Source organism: Pseudomonas putida, assembly GCF_050990305.1.
In the GTDB taxonomy this organism is placed as follows: domain Bacteria; phylum Pseudomonadota; class Gammaproteobacteria; order Pseudomonadales; family Pseudomonadaceae; genus Aquipseudomonas; species Aquipseudomonas putida_AH.
The window spans coordinates 949,430-967,379 of the sequence record NZ_CP158817.1 but is presented as its reverse complement, the minus strand read 5'-3'; the positions used below and the strand labels follow the sequence as shown (position 1 = coordinate 967,379).

General features: G+C 58.8%; 18 protein-coding genes. 5 read left to right on the top strand and 13 right to left on the bottom strand.

What is annotated here, in order from left to right; all coding sequences use genetic code 11:
- Positions 1-48 precede the first annotated feature (48 nt).
- Together pta and ABTV22_RS04320 are read left to right on the top strand one after the other, a co-directional pair.
- Positions 49-2,148: a phosphate acetyltransferase gene (gene pta, locus ABTV22_RS04325; RefSeq protein WP_433738714.1), complete on the top strand. Its 2,100-nt coding sequence runs from the start codon at positions 49-51 to the stop codon at positions 2,146-2,148.
- Positions 2,149-3,051 (top strand): acyltransferase, encoded by a 903-nt coding sequence (locus tag ABTV22_RS04320; RefSeq protein WP_433738713.1) that lies wholly within the window; start codon positions 2,149-2,151, stop codon positions 3,049-3,051. It begins immediately after the preceding gene.
- Positions 3,052-3,210: 159 nt separating this feature from the next.
- On the opposite strand, the gene cysN is transcribed toward ABTV22_RS04320, so the two are convergent.
- From cysN to ABTV22_RS04305, 3 genes are all read right to left on the bottom strand, one after another.
- Entirely contained in the window at positions 3,211-5,109 is a 1,899-nt protein-coding gene (cysN, locus tag ABTV22_RS04315) for a sulfate adenylyltransferase subunit CysN (RefSeq protein ID WP_433738712.1), read from the bottom strand.
- A 9-nt stretch (positions 5,110-5,118) separates the two neighbouring features.
- Positions 5,119-6,036 (bottom strand): sulfate adenylyltransferase subunit CysD, encoded by a 918-nt coding sequence (gene cysD, locus ABTV22_RS04310; RefSeq protein WP_150769422.1) that lies wholly within the window; start codon positions 6,034-6,036, stop codon positions 5,119-5,121.
- Positions 6,037-6,284: 248 nt separating this feature from the next.
- The gene (locus ABTV22_RS04305; RefSeq protein WP_433738711.1) at positions 6,285-7,043 is read right to left on the bottom strand and encodes a Nif3-like dinuclear metal center hexameric protein; all 759 of its coding nucleotides are present in this window, start codon (positions 7,041-7,043) and stop codon (positions 6,285-6,287) included.
- A gap of 103 nt (positions 7,044-7,146) precedes the next feature.
- On the opposite strand from ABTV22_RS04305, the gene algW reads away from it, so the two are divergent.
- From algW to ABTV22_RS04290, 3 genes are all read left to right on the top strand, one after another.
- Positions 7,147-8,307, top strand: coding sequence for a Do family serine endopeptidase AlgW (gene algW / locus ABTV22_RS04300; protein ID WP_433738710.1), 1,161 nt, complete (start codon positions 7,147-7,149; stop codon positions 8,305-8,307).
- A gap of 87 nt (positions 8,308-8,394) precedes the next feature.
- The gene (locus tag ABTV22_RS04295; protein WP_433738709.1) at positions 8,395-9,120 is read left to right on the top strand and encodes a DUF4198 domain-containing protein; all 726 of its coding nucleotides are present in this window, start codon (positions 8,395-8,397) and stop codon (positions 9,118-9,120) included.
- Positions 9,121-9,308: 188 nt separating this feature from the next.
- Positions 9,309-9,731, top strand: coding sequence for a hypothetical protein (locus ABTV22_RS04290; RefSeq protein ID WP_433738708.1), 423 nt, complete (start codon positions 9,309-9,311; stop codon positions 9,729-9,731).
- An 82-nt stretch (positions 9,732-9,813) separates the two neighbouring features.
- Here the strand turns inward: ABTV22_RS04290 and hisC are convergent, their stop codons facing one another.
- From hisC to ABTV22_RS04240, 10 genes are all read right to left on the bottom strand, one after another.
- A complete protein-coding gene (gene hisC / locus ABTV22_RS04285; protein WP_433738707.1) occupies positions 9,814-10,872 on the bottom strand; it encodes a histidinol-phosphate transaminase in 1,059 nt (352 codons plus the stop codon).
- Between the two features lie 2 nt (positions 10,873-10,874).
- Positions 10,875-12,200 carry a histidinol dehydrogenase gene (hisD, locus tag ABTV22_RS04280; RefSeq protein ID WP_433738706.1) on the bottom strand — a complete coding sequence of 442 codons (1,326 nt, stop codon included), beginning with the start codon at positions 12,198-12,200 and terminating at the stop codon, positions 10,875-10,877.
- Between the two features lie 125 nt (positions 12,201-12,325).
- Entirely contained in the window at positions 12,326-12,961 is a 636-nt protein-coding gene (hisG, locus tag ABTV22_RS04275; RefSeq protein WP_008018703.1) for an ATP phosphoribosyltransferase, read from the bottom strand.
- Positions 12,962-13,084: 123 nt separating this feature from the next.
- Complete coding sequence (murA, locus tag ABTV22_RS04270) at positions 13,085-14,350, bottom strand: UDP-N-acetylglucosamine 1-carboxyvinyltransferase (RefSeq protein ID WP_433738705.1); 1,266 nt, start codon at positions 14,348-14,350, stop codon at positions 13,085-13,087.
- 22 nt (positions 14,351-14,372) lie between these two features.
- On the bottom strand, positions 14,373-14,612 hold the full coding sequence (locus ABTV22_RS04265) for a BolA family protein (RefSeq protein ID WP_433738704.1): 240 nt from the start codon (positions 14,610-14,612) through the stop codon (positions 14,373-14,375).
- A gap of 114 nt (positions 14,613-14,726) precedes the next feature.
- Positions 14,727-15,032 carry an STAS domain-containing protein gene (locus tag ABTV22_RS04260; RefSeq protein ID WP_433738703.1) on the bottom strand — a complete coding sequence of 102 codons (306 nt, stop codon included), beginning with the start codon at positions 15,030-15,032 and terminating at the stop codon, positions 14,727-14,729.
- Positions 15,029-15,682, bottom strand: coding sequence for an MlaC/ttg2D family ABC transporter substrate-binding protein (locus ABTV22_RS04255; RefSeq protein WP_433738702.1), 654 nt, complete (start codon positions 15,680-15,682; stop codon positions 15,029-15,031). Before ABTV22_RS04255 ends, ABTV22_RS04260 begins: the two co-directional genes overlap by 4 nt.
- An 11-nt stretch (positions 15,683-15,693) precedes the next feature.
- A complete protein-coding gene (gene mlaD / locus ABTV22_RS04250; protein WP_433738701.1) occupies positions 15,694-16,161 on the bottom strand; it encodes an outer membrane lipid asymmetry maintenance protein MlaD in 468 nt (155 codons plus the stop codon).
- Entirely contained in the window at positions 16,161-16,958 is a 798-nt protein-coding gene (gene mlaE / locus ABTV22_RS04245; protein ID WP_433738700.1) for a lipid asymmetry maintenance ABC transporter permease subunit MlaE, read from the bottom strand. The genes mlaD and mlaE overlap by 1 nt, the downstream gene beginning before the upstream one ends.
- Positions 16,958-17,770, bottom strand: coding sequence for an ATP-binding cassette domain-containing protein (locus ABTV22_RS04240; protein ID WP_433738699.1), 813 nt, complete (start codon positions 17,768-17,770; stop codon positions 16,958-16,960). Before ABTV22_RS04240 ends, mlaE begins: the two co-directional genes overlap by 1 nt.
- Positions 17,771-17,950: the final 180 nt, after the last annotated feature.

Here is a 17,950-nt window from a genome sequence, read left to right as displayed (position 1 = left end):
GACCAGCCATAGGTCGTCACCATTGCCATGCTCCTTCAGAGAATTCGCATGCAAACTTTTTTTATTGCACCCACCGATTTTGGTGTGGGCCTGACCTCCATCAGCCTCGGGCTGGTGCGTACGCTTGAGCGGGCCGGCCTCAAGGTCGGCTTTTTCAAACCGATCGCCCAGCCACATCCGGGGGATACCGGCCCCGAACGTTCCACCGAGCTGGTGGCCCGCACCCACGGTCTCAAACCGCCACAACCACTGGGCTTGGCCCATGTCGAGCGCATGCTCGGCGACGGTCAGCTGGACGAGTTGCTCGAAGAGATCATCACCCTCTATCAGCAGGCCGCCATCGGCAAGGACGTGCTGGTTGTCGAGGGCATGGTGCCGACCCGCAGCGCCAGCTATGCCGCACGGGTCAATCTGCACCTGGCCAAGAGTCTGGATGCCGAGGTGATCCTGGTCTCAGCGCCGGAAAACGAAGTGCTGACCGAATTGTCCGGTCGCGTGGAATTGCAGGCGCAATTGTTCGGCGGCCCGAAGGACCCGAAAGTCCTTGGCGTGATCCTCAACAAGGTCAAGACCGACGAGAGCATGGATGCCTTCGCCGCGCGCCTGAAGGAACATTCGCCGCTGTTGCGAAGTGGCGACTTCCGTCTGCTGGGCTGCATCCCGTACCAGCCGGAACTGAATGCGCCGCGTACCCGCGACGTGGCCGACCTGATGGGCGCCCAGGTGCTCAACGCCGGCGACTACGAAACCCGGCGCATGACCAAAATCATCATTTGCGCGCGCACCATGCGCAACACCGTGGAGTTGCTCAAGCCCGGCGTCCTGGTGGTGACCCCCGGCGATCGCGACGACATCATCCTGGCCGTGAGCCTTGCGGCCATCAATGGCGTGCCGCTGGCCGGCCTGTTGCTGACCAGCGACACCCTGCCCGATCCGCGCATCATGGACCTCTGCCGTGGCGCCTTGCAGGCTGGCCTGCCGGTACTGTCGGTGAGCACCGGTTCCTACGATACCGCCAACCTGCTGAACGGCTTGAACAAGGAAATCCCGATCGACGACCGCGAGCGCGCGGAGATCATCACCGATTTCGTCGCCGGCTATCTGGACGCCAACTGGTTGCACCAACGCTGCGGCACGCCACGGGAAATGCGCCTGTCGCCGGCGGTGTTCCGCTATCAATTGATTCAGCGTGCCCAGAACGCCAACAAACGCATCGTCCTGCCCGAAGGCAGCGAGCCGCTGACCGTACAAGCTGCGGCGATCTGTCAGGCCCGTGGCATTGCCCGCTGCGTGTTGCTGGCCAAACCCGCCGACGTCGAAGCCGTGGCGCGCGCCCAGGGCATTGAGCTGCCACCGGGGCTGGAAATCCTCGATCCGGATCTGATCCGCGAGCGCTATGTCGAGCCGATGGTGAAGTTGCGCAAGAGCAAAAGCCTCAACGCGCCGATGGCCGAGCAACAACTGGAAGACACCGTGGTGATCGGCACCATGATGCTGGCGCTGGATGAGGTCGATGGGCTTGTCTCAGGCGTCATTCATTCCACCGCCAACACCATTCGCCCAGCCCTTCAACTGATCAAGACGGCACCGGGCTGCACCCTGGTGTCGTCGGTATTCTTCATGCTGTTTCCCGAAGAAGTGCTGGTCTATGGCGACTGCGTGATGAACCCGCACCCGAGCGCCAGCGAGCTGGCTGAAATTGCCCTGCAAAGCGCCGACTCGGCGGCGGCATTCGGCATCACGCCACGGGTGGCGATGATCAGTTATTCCAGCGGTGAGTCGGCCAGCGGCGAGGAAGTCGAGAAGGTTCGCGAAGCGACATTGCTCGCCCATGAACAACAGAATGCGTTGCTGATCGACGGCCCGTTGCAGTACGACGCCGCCGCCAACGAAACCGTGGCCAGGCAATTGGCACCGAACAGTCAGGTCGCCGGTCGCGCCACGGTGTTCGTGTTCCCTGACCTCAACACCGGCAACACCACCCACAAGGCCGTGCAGCGTAGCGCCGATTGCGTCAGCCTCGGGCCGATGTTGCAAGGCCTGCGCAAACCGGTGAACGATTTGCCGCGCGGTGCGCAGGTCGACGACATCGTCTACACCATCGCGTTGACCGCGATCCAGGCAGCCAACCGACCTATGGATGTTTAAATGCTGGACTTTCTACCTGCCCCCGTGCGCGGTGTTATCGCTTCGCTACTGTTGGCATTGAACACGATTCTGCTCTGCTCGTTCCTGTTCTGCGTGGCGTTGGTCAAGGCATTGCCATTCGCCCTCACACAACGCATTGCCGGATGGTTGATGAGCCACACCCACGAAGCCTGGATCAGTCTCAACAAAGGCTGGATGAATCTGGTCCGCCGCACCCGCTGGCACGTCAGCGGCCTGCAGGGTCTCGACTACAAGCACTCCTACCTGATCACCAGCAACCACCAGAGCTGGGTCGATATCCTGGTGCTGCAATACGTGCTCAACCGGCGAATTCAGCCGTTGAAGTTCTTCCTCAAGCAGGAGCTGATCTGGGTGCCGGTGATCGGGCTGGCCTGGTGGGCGCTGGGCTTTCCGTTCATGAAGCGCTATTCCAAAGCGTATCTGGAAAAGCATCCTGAGAAGAAAGGCAAGGATCTGGAAACCACCCGCAAGACCTGTGCGAAATTTCGCGACAACCCGGTGGGCATTTTCAATTTCGTAGAGGGGACGCGCTTCACGGAAGGCAAGCATGCCCAGCAGCAATCACCCTTCAAGTACCTGCTCAAGCCCAAGGCCGGTGGCATTGCGTTTGTGCTGGATGCCATGGGTGAGCAACTGGAATCGATCGTCAATGTGACGATTCACTACCCGGCCGGTCGCCCCGGTTTCTGGGACCTGTTGTGCGGGAACGTTGCGGACGTGGTGGTGCACTTTCAGGAACTGAGGATTCCGCCGCAGTTCATCGGCAAGAACTACGACCAGGACGGTGAATACCGCTTGCAGTTCCAGGGCTGGATCAATCAGTTGTGGCAGGACAAGGATGCGTTGTTGGGGCAGATGCATCGCGAATATCCAGCGAAGTAATTCGGTGAATGTTCCGGCCTCTTCGCGGGCAAGCCTCGCTCCTACAGGGAAATGTGTTCCTCTGTAGGAGCGAGGCTTGCCCGCGAAGGCGTTCGAAAAGACACAAAAAAAACCGCCGATGATCACTCATCGGCGGGTTTATTTTTTTCTGCCTGACGCTTAGATCGCGCCGCGTTTACGCAGCAGATCCAGCACTTGCTTGACGCCTTCTTCCAGCGACACGGATTGGGTATCAACCACCAGATCGGCATCCAGCGGCACGTCGTACGGGAAGGATTCGCCCGGGATGTTATCCCCGGCCGCCGCGTACAGGCCTTGCGGATCACGTTCGGCACACACCGTTGGCGAGGCCTGGACGTAGACCGTCAGCAGACGCTCCTTGCCGATCAGTTCTTTGGCCTTTTCGCGACCTTCGGCACTCGGTGCAACGAACGCGGCCAGGGTCAACAGGCCGGCTTCGTTGAACTGACGCGCCACGTGCGCGGCACGGCACCAGTTCTCGGTACGCCCGGCGCGGTCCTGTGGCAGACCTTTGTTCAGGTCGTGACGCAGGTTCTGGCCATCAAGCACAAACACCGCACGGCCCAGGTCGAACAGCTTGCGCTCGACCGCGTAGGCCAGTGTGCTTTTGCCCGCGCCCGACAAGCCGCTGAACAACACGGTGGCCGGTTGCTGGCCGAAGCGCAGGGCGCGCTCTTCGGTAGCCACGTGAGCCAGTTTGCCGTGGTGGGTGCTGGTGCCGTGCACCACCGGTTGCGCGACGATCATGCCCGCGCCAACAGTGCCGTTGGTCAAGCGATCAATGACGATGAACGCGCCGGTGGTGCGGTTGCTGTCGTAACCGTCGAGCGCAATCGGCGCATCAAGCGCGATCTTGACCTTGCCGATTTCGTTCAATTGCAACGCACTGGCAGGACCTTCCTCCAGAGTGTTCACGTCGACCTTGTTGACGATGCTGGCGATGGAACCTGGCACGTAACTGGTGGCGCGCTTGATGTCGTATTTCTTGCCCGGCAGCATCGGCTCTTCGGCCATCCACACCAGCATCGCTTCGAAGCTGTCGGTCACCGGCGGCACGTTGTCGGCGTGCACCAGCAGGTCGCCACGGGAGATGTCGATTTCGTCTTCCATGGTCAGCGTCACGGCCTGACCTGGACCTGCGTGCTCCAGCTCACCTTCGAAGGTGACGATGGATTTCACGCGGCTGCTTTTGCCCGACGGCAGAACCACAACTTCGTCGCCCTTCTTGACGATGCCGCTGGCCAGGGTGCCGGCGAAACCGCGGAAGTTCAGGTTTGGACGGTTGACGTACTGCACCGGGAAACGCAGGTCGGTGAAGTTGCGGTCGCCCGCCACTTCCACGGTCTCGAGAATTTCCATCAGCGACTGACCGGTGTACCAAGGCGAGCGCTCGGACTTGTTCACCACGTTGTCGCCCTTGAGGGCCGACATCGGCACGAAGTGCATACTGGTCGGCTTCATCTTCAAGCCTTCGGCGAACTTCAGGTAGTCGGCCTTGATCGACTCGAACACGCCTTGGTCGAAGTCCTTGAGGTCCATCTTGTTGATGGCGACGACGATGTGCTTGATGCCCAGCAAAGAGGCGATGAAGCTGTGGCGACGGGTCTGGGTCTGCACGCCGTAGCGAGCATCGACCAGGATAATCGCCAAGTCACAGGTGGATGCACCGGTGGCCATGTTGCGAGTGTACTGCTCGTGGCCTGGGGTGTCGGCGATGATGAACTTGCGCTTGGCGGTGGAGAAGTAGCGGTACGCGACATCGATGGTGATGCCTTGCTCACGCTCGGCCTGCAGGCCGTCGACCAGCAATGCCAGGTCGATGTCTTCACCGGTGGTGCCGACTTTTTTCGAGTCACGGGTAATGGCTTCCAGGTGATCTTCGTAGATCATCTTGGAGTCGTGCAGCAGGCGCCCGATCAGCGTGCTCTTGCCGTCGTCGACGTTACCGCAGGTCAGAAAGCGCAGCAGCTCTTTACGTTCGTGCTGGCCCAGGTAGGCGAGGATGTCCTCGCTGATCAAATCAGATTGATGCGACATGACAGCCCCTTAGAAATAACCTTGACGTTTTTTGTCTTCCATCGAGCCTGCGCCATCGTGGTCGATGACACGGCCCTGGCGCTCGGAAGTTCGCGTCAGGAGCATTTCCTGAATGATGTCCGTGAGGCTTTCGGCCTCGGACTCCACCGCGCCCGTCAACGGGTAGCAGCCAAGGGTACGGAAACGCACTTTCTTTTTGACGATACGGGCTTTGTCTTCATCGCTCAGGTGCTCGAGGATGCGCTCGTCGTCGATCATGATCAGGGTGCCGTTCTTCTCGATGACTTCGCGCTCGGCGGCGAAGTACAGCGGCACGATCGGGATGCCTTCGAGGTAGATGTACTGCCAGATGTCCAGCTCGGTCCAGTTCGACAGTGGGAATACACGAATGGATTCGCCCTTGTTGACCTTGCCGTTGTAGACGTTCCACAGCTCCGGACGCTGGTTTTTCGGGTCCCAGCGGTGCTTGCTGTCGCGGAACGAGTACACACGCTCCTTGGCGCGGGATTTCTCTTCATCGCGGCGCGCACCGCCGAAGGCGGCGTCGAAACCATGCTTGTCCAATGCCTGCTTCAGGCCTTCGGTCTTCATGATGTCAGTGTGCTTGGCACTGCCGTGGGTGAACGGGTTGATGCCTTGCGCCACACCTTCAGGGTTCACGTGGGTGATCAGGTCCAGGCCCAGTTCGGCGACCATCTTGTCGCGGAACTTGTACATCTCCTGGAATTTCCACTGGGTGTCGACGTGCATCACCGGAAACGGCAGCTTGCCGGGGAAGAACGCCTTGCGTGCCAGGTGCAGCATCACGGCGGAGTCTTTACCGATGGAGTACAGCATCACCGGGTTGTCGAACTCGGCGGCCACCTCGCGGATGATGTGGATGCTTTCCGCCTCCAGCTGTTTCAGATGCGTCAGTTTGTCGACCATGGCTACTCACGAAATCTTTCTTATGAACGGCCAGCGGGCCGTGTTCGAGCGGGGATCCTAGCACAGCGCCCCGCTTCTAATCAGGGCGCCAGCTAGATCGAAAGGGCATATGAATATGCCTGCTCGTTTGGCCACTGCACCCCGTAGGAGCGAGGCTTGCCCGCGAAGAACGATGACACGGTGTACTTGATGCACCGCGTCATCGTTCTTCGCGGGCAAGCCTCGCTCCTACAAGGGCTGTGTTGAAATCAGATCGGATTCGGACAATCGATGAAAATGTGCTCAAGGGCAAACCGTCGCGCCAGGTAGTCGCCTAGCGCCTGCACACCGTAGCGCTCGGTGGCATGGTGACCGGCGGCGATGAAGCTGATGTCGTTTTCCCGGGCGCTGTGGAAGGTTTGTTCCGAGGCTTCGCCGCTGAGGTAAAGGTCGACGCCGGCCAGGATCGCCTGATCGATGTAGCCCTGACCGCCGCCCGTGCACCAACCCACACGGCGAATCATCGCACTGCCTTCGATCAGCAACGGTTCGCGCCCCATGACTTCCTGCACGCGGCGGGCAAAATCCCGGGCAGTCACCGGCTCGTTCAAGGAGCCGACCAGGCCGACGACTTTCAGGTTGTCCGGATCTAGCGGTCCTTCGACAGTGATGTCTAGCTGACGCGCCAACTGCACGTTGTTGCCGACATCCGGGTGCAAATCCAGCGGCAGGTGATAGGACAGCAAGCTGATGTCGTGCTTGAGCAGGGTCTTCAACCGGCGCTGTTTCATGCCGGTGATGCACGGGTTCTCGCCCTTCCAGAAATAACCATGGTGCACCAGCACCAGATCGGCGTTGGCTTCGACGGCGGCATCGAGCAAAGCCTGGCTGGCGGTGACGCCACTGACAATGCGCATCACTTGCGGCCGGCCTTCGACCTGCAAGCCGTTGGGGCAATAATCGGCGATCCTTGCACTATTCAGATAACGGTCGGCTTCTTCGACGAGTGTGCTCAGGGCGACGGCCATAAAAGACTCCTAAATATCCCGTTCAGAGGCGCGCGCGGCCTCGTATAATGCGCGACATTATGGGCGGTCTCCATTCGCCTGCAAACTTCTCAGGACGTGCTTAATGCTCAAGGCGCTGCGTTTTTCCGGCTGGCCGTTGTTGGCCGGCGTGCTTGTCGCTCTGTTAATCATCCAGCGTTACCCACAGTGGGTCGGGCTTCCAAGCCTCGACGTCAATCTGCAGCAAGCCCCGCAAACCAGCAGCATGCAGCAAGGCCCGGTGTCCTATTCCGACGCAGTGACCACCGCCGCCCCGTCCGTGGTGAACCTGTACACCACCAAAGTCATCAACAAACCCAACCATCCGCTGTTTGAAGATCCGCAGTTTCGCCGTTTCTTCGGCGACAACTCGCCCAAACAGAAACGCATGGAATCGAGCCTGGGTTCCGGCGTGATCATGAGCCCGGAAGGCTACATCCTGACCAACAACCACGTGACCAGCGGCGCCGACCAGATCGTGGTAGCCCTCAAGGACGGTCGGGAAACCCTGGCCCGCGTGATCGGCAGCGACCCGGAAACTGATCTCGCGGTGTTAAAAATCGACTTGAAGAACCTTCCTTCGATCACTGTGGGCCGCTCCGACAACATTCGCATCGGCGACGTTGCACTGGCCATTGGCAACCCCTTCGGCGTCGGCCAGACCGTGACCATGGGCATCATCAGCGCCACCGGGCGCAATCAGCTGGGTCTGAACAACTACGAAGATTTCATTCAAACCGACGCCGCGATCAACCCCGGCAACTCCGGCGGTGCATTGGTAGATGCCAACGGCAACCTGACCGGCATCAATACGGCGATTTTCTCCAAGTCCGGCGGTTCCCAGGGCATCGGCTTTGCCATCCCGGTGAAACTGGCGATGGAGGTGATGAAGTCAATCATCGAACACGGTCAGGTGATTCGTGGCTGGCTGGGGATCGAAGTGCAGCCATTGAGCCAGGAACTGGCGGAATCCTTTGGCCTATCCGGTCGTCCAGGCATCGTCGTCGCCGGGATTTTCCGTGACGGTCCGGCGCAGAAGGCCGGCCTGCAATTGGGCGACGTGATCCTCAGCATCGACGGCGAGCCGGCGGGCGATGGTCGTCGCTCGATGAATCAAGTGGCTCGCATCAAGCCAACCGACAAGGTCGTGGTCCAGGTGATGCGCAACGGCAAGGAACTCAAGCTCACGGCGGAAATCGGCCTGCGCCCACCTCCCGCCCCGGCCAAGGAAACAGAAGAGAACTGATCCTGGTTCGACTCCCTCGATCGATTGGAAGATATTCTCATTAGACATGTTATATTGTTTCAATTATTGCAATTGGAACAATATGACATGTCGCCTCATTCTCTCAAACCCTTCGCACTACTGGCCCTGCTGTTTGCTACCGAAGTATCGGCCCACGGTCTGTGGACCGAACAACGTCGAGGCAACATCGAAGTGATCTACGGCCACGGCGCCGAGGACGACGCCTTCAAGGCGCAGAAAATCAGCGGCGCCTGGGCGTATGACGTCAACAGCAAAATGATTCCGGTGACAGTGCAGCGCCTGGCTGACCACGCACGCCTGCAACCACTAAAGCCCCCCGCCGTTATTGCCGTGGCACTCAACAATGGTATGTGGTCGCAAACCGCCGAGAAGAAATGGATCAATGAAGGCCGCAGCAAAGTGCCCGGCGCCATTGAATCCACACAGACGTTCAAGTACAGCCTGGCGATTTATCAACTGGGGGCGAAGTTGCCGAAACTGGATCAGATCAAGTTGCTGATCCTGCCGGAGGTCGACCCGCTGACCGTCGGGCCGGGCCAGTCGCTGCCGGTCCGAGTACTACTGGATGGCAAACCAGCAGCGGGTGTGAAGCTGGTGGGTGACTATCGCAATACGCCGAGTACCCTGATCACCGAAACCGACGCGGACGGTCGGGCGCAGGTGTTGGTGCGCAATGAAGGTTTGAATGTGATTTCGGCACAGGTGGAAGTGCCGGTGAAGGACAGCGCGGACGTGACCAGTCGAGGGCTGTTCAGCTCGCTGACATTCCTGGGCGAGCCGCATCACGAGTAATTAATCACCCTCGCGCAAACTCGGTGATGGTTCAAAGGTCGCCGATTTGTTATAGCCGATGCTTATAAACAAGCCAAAAGACAATGAAAACAACATTGAAAAACTGTCACTTATGACAGATGCCATCTTTCCACAAAAAATCTACAGTCAGCACTCCCTGCTGAAACTAGATTTTTAAGGAGATCGTCATGCAAATCAATGAAATTGAGCTTGATAAAACTTCAATCAAAAGTATTGGCTATATCAAAATACAGACCGCTGATTCAAAAATGGAAACAGAACACGCAGTTTTATACCTACAGCCGAAACCAGGCGAACCGGATGTTGCCAAGGGTGCAGTCTATGGTTGGTCCGCCGATAAGCAAGATACAGTCTCGATTAGCTTCCCTGAAACCAGCGGTGACGGAAAGTTCACATACCATTACAAGAGGGACTTTGGTTCGCAGGAGATGCGCTGGGGCTTTAAAATTGGCGATATCGTCAAAGTTGCTGACTCAGGCGAGATAACCATTGAATTCAAACACTCAAAAAATAATGCAGAAGGAACTTTCAAATTTTTTTATGATAAGACCAAAGAAGCAACTGGCACGTTTAAATTAGAACGTCGCTAAAATCTTTGTTCGCTTTAGCTCACTACCTTGAAGCAAACGGCCCTCGTACCTTGCAAATATCAAAGTACTAGGGCCATTCTTTTCAAACCGTCAGATCACCAAGCCCATCGATTAATGCCTGGTTCTGCTCCGGTGTGCCGATGCTGATCCGCAGGAACTGCGCAATGCGCTCCTGCTTGAAGTGCCGAACGATCACACCCTGCTCGCGCAACTTCGCTGCCAGCCCCGCCGCATCGTGCTTGGGGTGACGGGCAAAGATGAAGTTCGCCGCCGAAGGCAAAACCTCAAAGCCCTTTGCTTGCAGTTGCGCGACGACCTTCTCGCGACTCTCGATCACCAGGCGACAGGTCTTGTCGAAATACTCGCGATCCTCGAACGCCGCGGCCGCACCGACATTGGCCATGCGATCCAGCGGATAGGAGTTGAAGCTGTTCTTGATCCGCTCCAGCGCCTCGATCAGGTCCGGATGCCCCACCGCCAGCCCCACCCGCAGGCCGGCCAGCGAGCGGGACTTGGACAGTGTTTGCGTCACCAGCAGGTTCGGATAACGGTCCACTAGGTTGATCGCCGTTTCTCCGCCGAAGTCGATGTACGCCTCGTCCACCACGACCACCGATTCCGGGTTGGCCTTGAGGATCTGCTCCACCGCCTCCAGTGCCAACAGGCAACCGGTGGGTGCGTTCGGGTTGGGGAAGATGATCCCGCCGTTCGGCTTGGCGTAGTCCGCCGGGTTGATCCGGAACTGCTCGTCCAACGGCACGGCGTCGAACTGGATGCCGTACAACCCGCAGTAAACCGGATAGAAGCTGTAGCTGATGTCCGGGAACAGCAGCGGCTGATCGTGCTGCAGCAACCCGTGGAAGATGTGCGCCAGGACTTCGTCGGAACCGTTGCCGAGGAACACCTGGTTGCTCTGCACGCCGTAGTACTTGGCCACGGCGTTTTTCAGCAAGTCGCTGTTCGGATCCGGGTACAGGCGCAGGTTGTCGTTCAGTTCGGTTTGCATCGCCGCCAGCGCCTTGGGCGATGGACCGTACGGGTTTTCATTGGTGTTGAGCTTCACCAGTTTTGCCAGTTTTGGCTGCTCGCCCGGTACGTAAGGCACCAGGTTCTTGACGAAAGGGCTCCAGAATTTACTCATGATCAGTTCCCCTTCTTTTCATCAAGAATGCGGTATTCAGCGCTGCGCGCGTGGGCGCTCAGCGATTCGCCTCGGGCCAGAATCGAAGCAGTCTTGCCGAGCTCGGAAGCACCGGCCTCGGAACAAAAGATGATCGAGGAACGCTTCTGGAAGTCGTACACACCCAACGGCGAGGAGAACCGAGCCGTGCCGGAAGTCGGCAATACGTGGTTAGGGCCTGCGCAATAGTCACCCAGGGCTTCCGAAGTGTGGCGGCCCATGAAAATCGCACCCGCGTGGCGGATGTGCGGCAACCAGGCTTGCGGATCGGCGACCGACAACTCCAGGTGCTCCGGCGCAATTCGGTTGGCCACTTCCATGGCTTGCTCCATGTCACGCACCTGAATCAACGCACCACGGCCATTGATCGAGGTTTCAATGATGGTGGCGCGTTCCATGGTCGGCAGCAGCTTGGCAATGCTGGCGGCGACCTTGTCGAGGAAGTCGGCATCCGGGCTGACCAGAATGGCTTGCGCGTCTTCATCGTGTTCGGCCTGGGAAAACAGGTCCATGGCGATCCAGTCCGGATCGGTCTGGCCGTCACACACCACGAGGATTTCCGAAGGGCCTGCGATCATATCGATGCCGACCTGGCCGAACACATGGCGCTTGGCAGTGGCGACATAGATGTTGCCTGGACCCACGACCTTATCGACCTGCGGTACGCTTTCGGTGCCGTAGGCCAATGCAGCAACAGCCTGGGCGCCGCCGATGGTGAACACGCGATCCACACCAGCGATGCATGCGGCAGCCAGCACAAGCTCGTTGACTTCACCGCGTGGCGTCGGCACCACCATGACCACTTCGGTCACGCCGGCGACCTTGGCCGGAATCGCGTTCATCAGTACCGACGACGGGTACGACGCCTTGCCACCAGGGACATACAAACCGGCGCGATCCAGCGGCGTGACTTTCTGGCCCAGGACGGTGCCGTCGGCTTCGGTGTAGCTCCAGGAGTCCTGCTTTTGCTTTTCGTGGTAGCTGCGCACGCGGGCGGCGGCATTTTCCAGGGCTTCGCGCTGAGGTACGGTGATGCGCGTAAGCGCCAGCTCCAGACGCTCGCGCGGCAGGATCAGGTCGGCCATGGACGCGACGTCCAGCCCATCGAATTGGCGGGTGTAATCCACCAGCGCCGCATCGCCACGCTCGCGCACGGCCTTGATGATGTCCAGCACGCGCTGATTGACCGAGTCGTCAGACACACTTTCCCAGCTCAGCAGATGATCCAGATGATGCGCGAAATCCGGGTCAGCAGCGTTGAGTCGGCGAATTGCAGTCGGTGCGGTCATAGCGAGAGCCTCATAGGATTGGCAAAAAACTCAGGCGCCCGAAGCTAACATTCGATCCGCTTGGGCACCTGAGAATTCTGGCTATGAGGCGGATAGACGGCGCGACGTGACGTCGCGCAGGTGAATCAGCCGCGGTGTCGAGACTCCACTGCCTTGCGCAGGGTGTCGATCAACGCCTGGATACGGGCGTGCTGCATTTTCATCGAAGCTTTATTGACGATCAGCCGGGAGCTGATGGCAGCAATGAAATCCTGTGGCTCCAGGCCGTTGGCCCGCAGCGTGTTGCCGGTGTCGACCACGTCGATGATCTTGTCGGCCAGACCGATCAGCGGCGCTAGTTCCATCGAGCCGTACAGCTTGATGATATCGACCTGACGGCCCTGCTCGGCGTAATAACGCTTGGCAACGTTGACGAATTTGGTGGCGATGCGCAGACGGCCCTTGGGCTCGACGGCGCCGACCTTGCCGGCAGTCATCAGCTTGCACTGGGCAATTTGCAGGTCCAGTGGCTCGTACAGGCCCTGGCCACCGTATTCCATCAGCACGTCTTTACCGGCGACACCCAGATCGGCGGCACCATGCTCGACATAGGTCGGCACGTCGGTGGCGCGTACGATCAACAGGCGTACATCTTCCTGGGTCGTGGGGATGATCAGCTTGCGGCTCTTGTCCGGATTCTCGGTCGGCACGATGCCCGCTTCGGCTAGAAGCGGCAGGGTGTCGTCAAGGATGCGGCCCTTGGACAGTGCGATGGTCAGCATGGAAAACGCCTTAATCAGGAATCTTATGCCCGGTCACAATCGGTGCCGGACACGCGTCGAGCCGCAAACCGGCTCGACCTGCAACAATCCAATGGGCACGTCCTTGTGCCCCATCTGCAACGACTAGCCCGGAACGCGACGGATCTTCGCGCCCAGCATCTGCAGTTTCTCTTCGATGCACTCGTAACCACGGTCGATGTGGTAGATGCGGTCGATCAGAGTGTCGCCATCGGCGATCAGTGCCGAGATGACCAGGCTGGCCGAAGCACGCAGGTCGGTGGCCATGACTGGCGCGCCCTTGAGTTTTTCGGTACCGGTCACGATGGCGGTGTTGCCTTCGACCTGGATCTTGGCACCCATGCGGTGCAGTTCGTAAACGTGCATGAAGCGGTTTTCGAAGATCGTCTCGATCACAGCACCGGTGCCTTCGGCAATGGCGTTGAGGGAGATGAACTGCGCTTGCATGTCGGTCGGGAACGCCGGGTACGGAGCGGTCCGCACGTTGACGGCTTTAGGCCGCTTGCCGTGCATGTTCAACTCGATCCAGTCGTCACCGGTGGTGATTTCAGCGCCCGACTCACGGAGTTTTTCCAGAACGGCTTCGAGGATGGTCGGATCGGTGTCCTTGACCTTCACACGGCCGCCGGTCACGGCAGCGGCAACCAGGTAGGTGCCGGTTTCGATACGGTCAGGCATCACCTTGTAAGTGGTGGTGTGCAGACGCTCAACGCCATCAATGGTGATGGTGTCGGTACCGGCGCCGGAAACCTTGGCACCCATGGCGTTCAGGAAGTTCGCCAGGTCGACGACTTCAGGTTCGCGCGCGGCGTTCGCCAGTACGCTGCGACCCTTGGCCAGAGCAGCCGCCATCATGATGTTTTCGGTACCGGTCACGCTGACGGTGTCGAAGAAGAAGTGCGCGCCGCGCAGGCCGCCTTCAGGCGCCTTGGCCTTGATGTAGCCGCCTTCAACGTCGATGATCGCGCCCATGGCTTCCAGGCCACGGATGTGCAGGTCAACCGGACGCGAACCGATGGCGCAACCGCCAGGCAACGCCACTTCGGCTTCACCGAAACGGGCAACCATCGGGCCCAGCACCAGAATCGACGCACGCATGGTTTTAACCAGTTCGTACGGAGCGACCAGGGTCTTGATGGTGCGTGGGTCGATTTCGACGGCCAGCTTCTCGTCAATGACCGGCTCGATCCCCATGCGACCGAACAATTCGATCATGGTGGTGATGTCGTGCAGGTGCGGCAGGTTGGCAACGGTCACCGGGCCATCGCACAGCAGCGTGGCAGCCAGGATCGGCAGGGCAGAGTTCTTCGCCCCGGAGATGCGGATTTCGCCGTCAAGACAAGCACCGCCAGTAATAATCAATTTATCCATAAGAATCTCGACGCCCTTGGGCTCAGGTGCGCTCGGCCCAGGCCGCGCTGCTGAAAAATTTCATAGTGACCGCATGGATGCTGCCATCGGCGATCCACGGGTTCAAATGGGCATAGATGCTCTGCTGACGCTTGACCGGGCTCAATGCCGCCAGTTCATCGCTAATCACGTTCAGCTGGAAATTGCAGCCTTCGCCTTCAACTTCAATCCGAGTTCCTGGCAGCTTTGCTTCAAGGAAGCTTTTCACTTCTACGGCCTGCATGCTCAACCTCAATCGGCGCCCTGTGCGCGCGGGTCGGACATCATACAAAAAAGCCCCGCGCCTGCGAACCCCGCGAAGCAGGACTCTGACGGGGGGCTTATTTGTCGATGCGGGTTAGGAGTTCGTCAACAGCTCGTCCAGTTCACTGACCTGAGCGATTTCACGCATATCTTCCGGCATCCCACGCAGGCTCAGCGACTTGCCGGCCGCTTTGGCGTCACGCATGAAGCACAGCAACAACGACAGACCGACGCTGCTGGACTTGGTGACCTGCGAACAGTCGACAATCAGCGCTGCTGCCTTGCTGTCCTTGATCAGCACCCGGCCCTCTTCACGCAAGCCAGGACCGGTACGGTAATCCAGCACGCCACTCAGATGCAGCTCGCCGGATTCGTCCATCAGGACCGCCGACTCACTCATTGGGTTTTCTTCTCGGAGGACTTGTCAGCGCTTTCCTTGGCCTTGGCGACTTCCCCGGCCCAACCATTGATGGTCTTGTCCAGGTCGTTACCATTGCGCTGCATGGCATCGGCGAACTGGTCGCGGAACAGCTTGCCAATGTTGATACCGTTGATGATGACGTTACGCAGTTTCCACTCGCCATTGATCTTTTCCAGGGTGTAGGACACCGGATAGATCGCGCCACTGCTGCCCTTGACCGTCATGCCAACGCTCGTACGGTCGCCTGATTCGTCCTTGGCTGGATCAACGGTGATGCCCTGGTTGTTGTACTCGAGCAAGGCATTGCCATAGAACTGGAACAGGCCTTTTTTGAAGTTCTCTTCAAAGGTTTTCATCTGCGCGGGTGTGGCTTTGCGCGAGTATTTGACGGTCATGATGCTTTTGGAAATGCCCTCGGCATCCACGACCGGCCCGACGATGGTGTTCAGCGCAGCATAGAAACCATTAGGGTCCTGCTTGTACTTCTCTTTGTTGGCGGCCAGGTCGGCCAGCATACGGTTTGTAGTGTCCTGCACCAGGTCGTGCGCGGAAGGCGCTGCCACGGCGTTAGCCACCAACGGCAAGGCTGCGAGCAATACCAACAGGCCACGTCGCAAGGTAGAGATCATTTACAAATTCCTCATTTAGGGTCTTTGCTAACGGTGTTGAGAAGAAACTTGCCGATCAGGTCCTCGAGCACCAGCGACGACTGGGTGTCGTGGATGGTCCCGCCATCCTTGAGCAGAGCTTCTTCCCCGCCGACGCTGATGCCGATGTATTTCTCACCCAACAGACCAGCAGTCAGGATAGATGCAGTAGAGTCCGCCGGTAGATTATCGACGCTTTTTTCCAGCTGCATGGTCACTCGACCGGTGAAACTGTCGCGGTCCAGATCGATCGCCGTGACCTTGCCGATGGTCACACCAGCCATGGTCACTTTAGCTCTGACAGTCAATCCGGCAATATTGTCGAAGTAGGCATAAAGTTTATAGGTATCGGTACTTGGGCTTGGGGACAGGCCACTGACCCGCAGCGCCAACAGCAGCAAAGCCAGGACGCCAGCCAGCAAGAAAAGGCCGACACCGATTTCCAGGGTGCGGTTTTGCATCAGAAATCTCCAAACATCAAGGCGGTCAGAATAAAGTCCAGGCCGAGCACAGCCAGGGAGGCATACACCACGGTCTTGGTCGTGGCACGACTGATCCCCTCGGAAGTGGGCTCGCAGTCATAGCCTTGGAATACGGCAATCCAGGTAACGACAAAGGCAAACACCATGCTTTTGATGGTGCCGTTGAGTACATCGTCAGTGAAGGTCACGCTGTTCTGCATGTTCGACCAGTAGGAACCGTCATAGACGCCGAGCCAGTCGACGGCGACCCATGAACCACCCCAGATGCCCACCACGCTGAAAATCATCGCCAGCACCGGCAGGGAAATGAAGCCGGCCCACAGGCGTGGGGCAATGATGTACTTGAGCGGGTCGACCCCGATCATTTCCAGGCTGGACAATTGTTCGGTGGACTTCATGTTGCCGATTTCCGCAGTCAATGCGGAACCCGCACGCCCGGCGAACAGCAACGCCGTCACCACCGGCCCCAATTCGCGCAACAGGGTCAACGCGACCATCTGCCCTACCGCCTGCTCCGAACCGTAGCTGGACAGGATATTGAAGCCCTGGAGTGCCAGCACCATGCCGATGAAAATACCGGAGACCACAATGATCACCAGCGACATCACGCCGACTGAATGCAGCTGCTTGACCAGCAGGCCGAAACCGCCGCCAATGCCGCCGCGACCGAGCAAGGCGTGAAACAGGAACAGGGTCGAACGACCGAACACCGCAACGGTATCGATTCCGGCTCGACCGAACCGCCGCACGCGTTCCAATAATGTAATTCTGCGCATCAGCGGCGCTTCCCTAGAAGATCTGCGCGGTAATCCGGCGCTGGAAAGTGGTACGGGACGGGGCCATCTGGCTCCCCGGTCATGAATTGACGAATTTTCGGGTCTTCCGAGTTCATCAACTCTTCAGGCGTACCCTGCCCCAATACTTGCCCATCGCCCACCACATAAATGTAATCAGCAATGCTCGCGGTCTCGGCCAGATCATGGGAAACCACGATGCTGGTGATACCCAGCGCATCGTTGAGCAGGCGGATCAGGCGCACCAGTACACCCATGGCGATCGGGTCCTGGCCGACAAAAGGCTCGTCGTACATGAGTATCTGCGGATCGAGCGCAATCGCCCGGGCCAATGCGACACGACGCTTCATGCCACCGGACAGTTCGTCGGGCATCAGGTCAATGGCGCCACGCAAGCCCACAGCCTGTAATTTGAGCAGGACGATATCGCGGATCATCTCCTCGGGCAGCTCGGTGTGAACGCGCAAAGGAAATGCCACGTTCTCGAACACATCGAGGTCGGTGAACAGCGCACCGCTCTGAAACAGCACACCCATGTGCTTGCGGGCATCGAAAAGATCGCTGCGCGAGAGCTTCGGCAGGTTCTGACCGTTGACCCAGACTTCGCCCTTGGTAGGCCGCAACTGCGCGCCCATCAACCGCAACAGCGTAGTCTTGCCACACCCGGAAGGCCCCATGATGCCGGTGACCTTGCCGCGCGGAATACGGATATCGACGTTATTGAAAATGCTGCGCGCACCGCGCTTGAAGGTCAGTCCCTTCAGCTCGACCGCGTAGGCGTTATCGGCACTCATCTAAACTCCTTGCGATGCAGCCTCTCACTCGGACGCCTGACTTTCTGACGAAAGCACATCTCTCCCGGGCGGGCCGAACTGGCGGCGAACTATATCACTGCAAACGCCATGCACCCAAGGTCATTGCCTGTCCTTTGTTTAATAACATGACTGGGGAAAAGCCTAATTTAGAAGGATCAG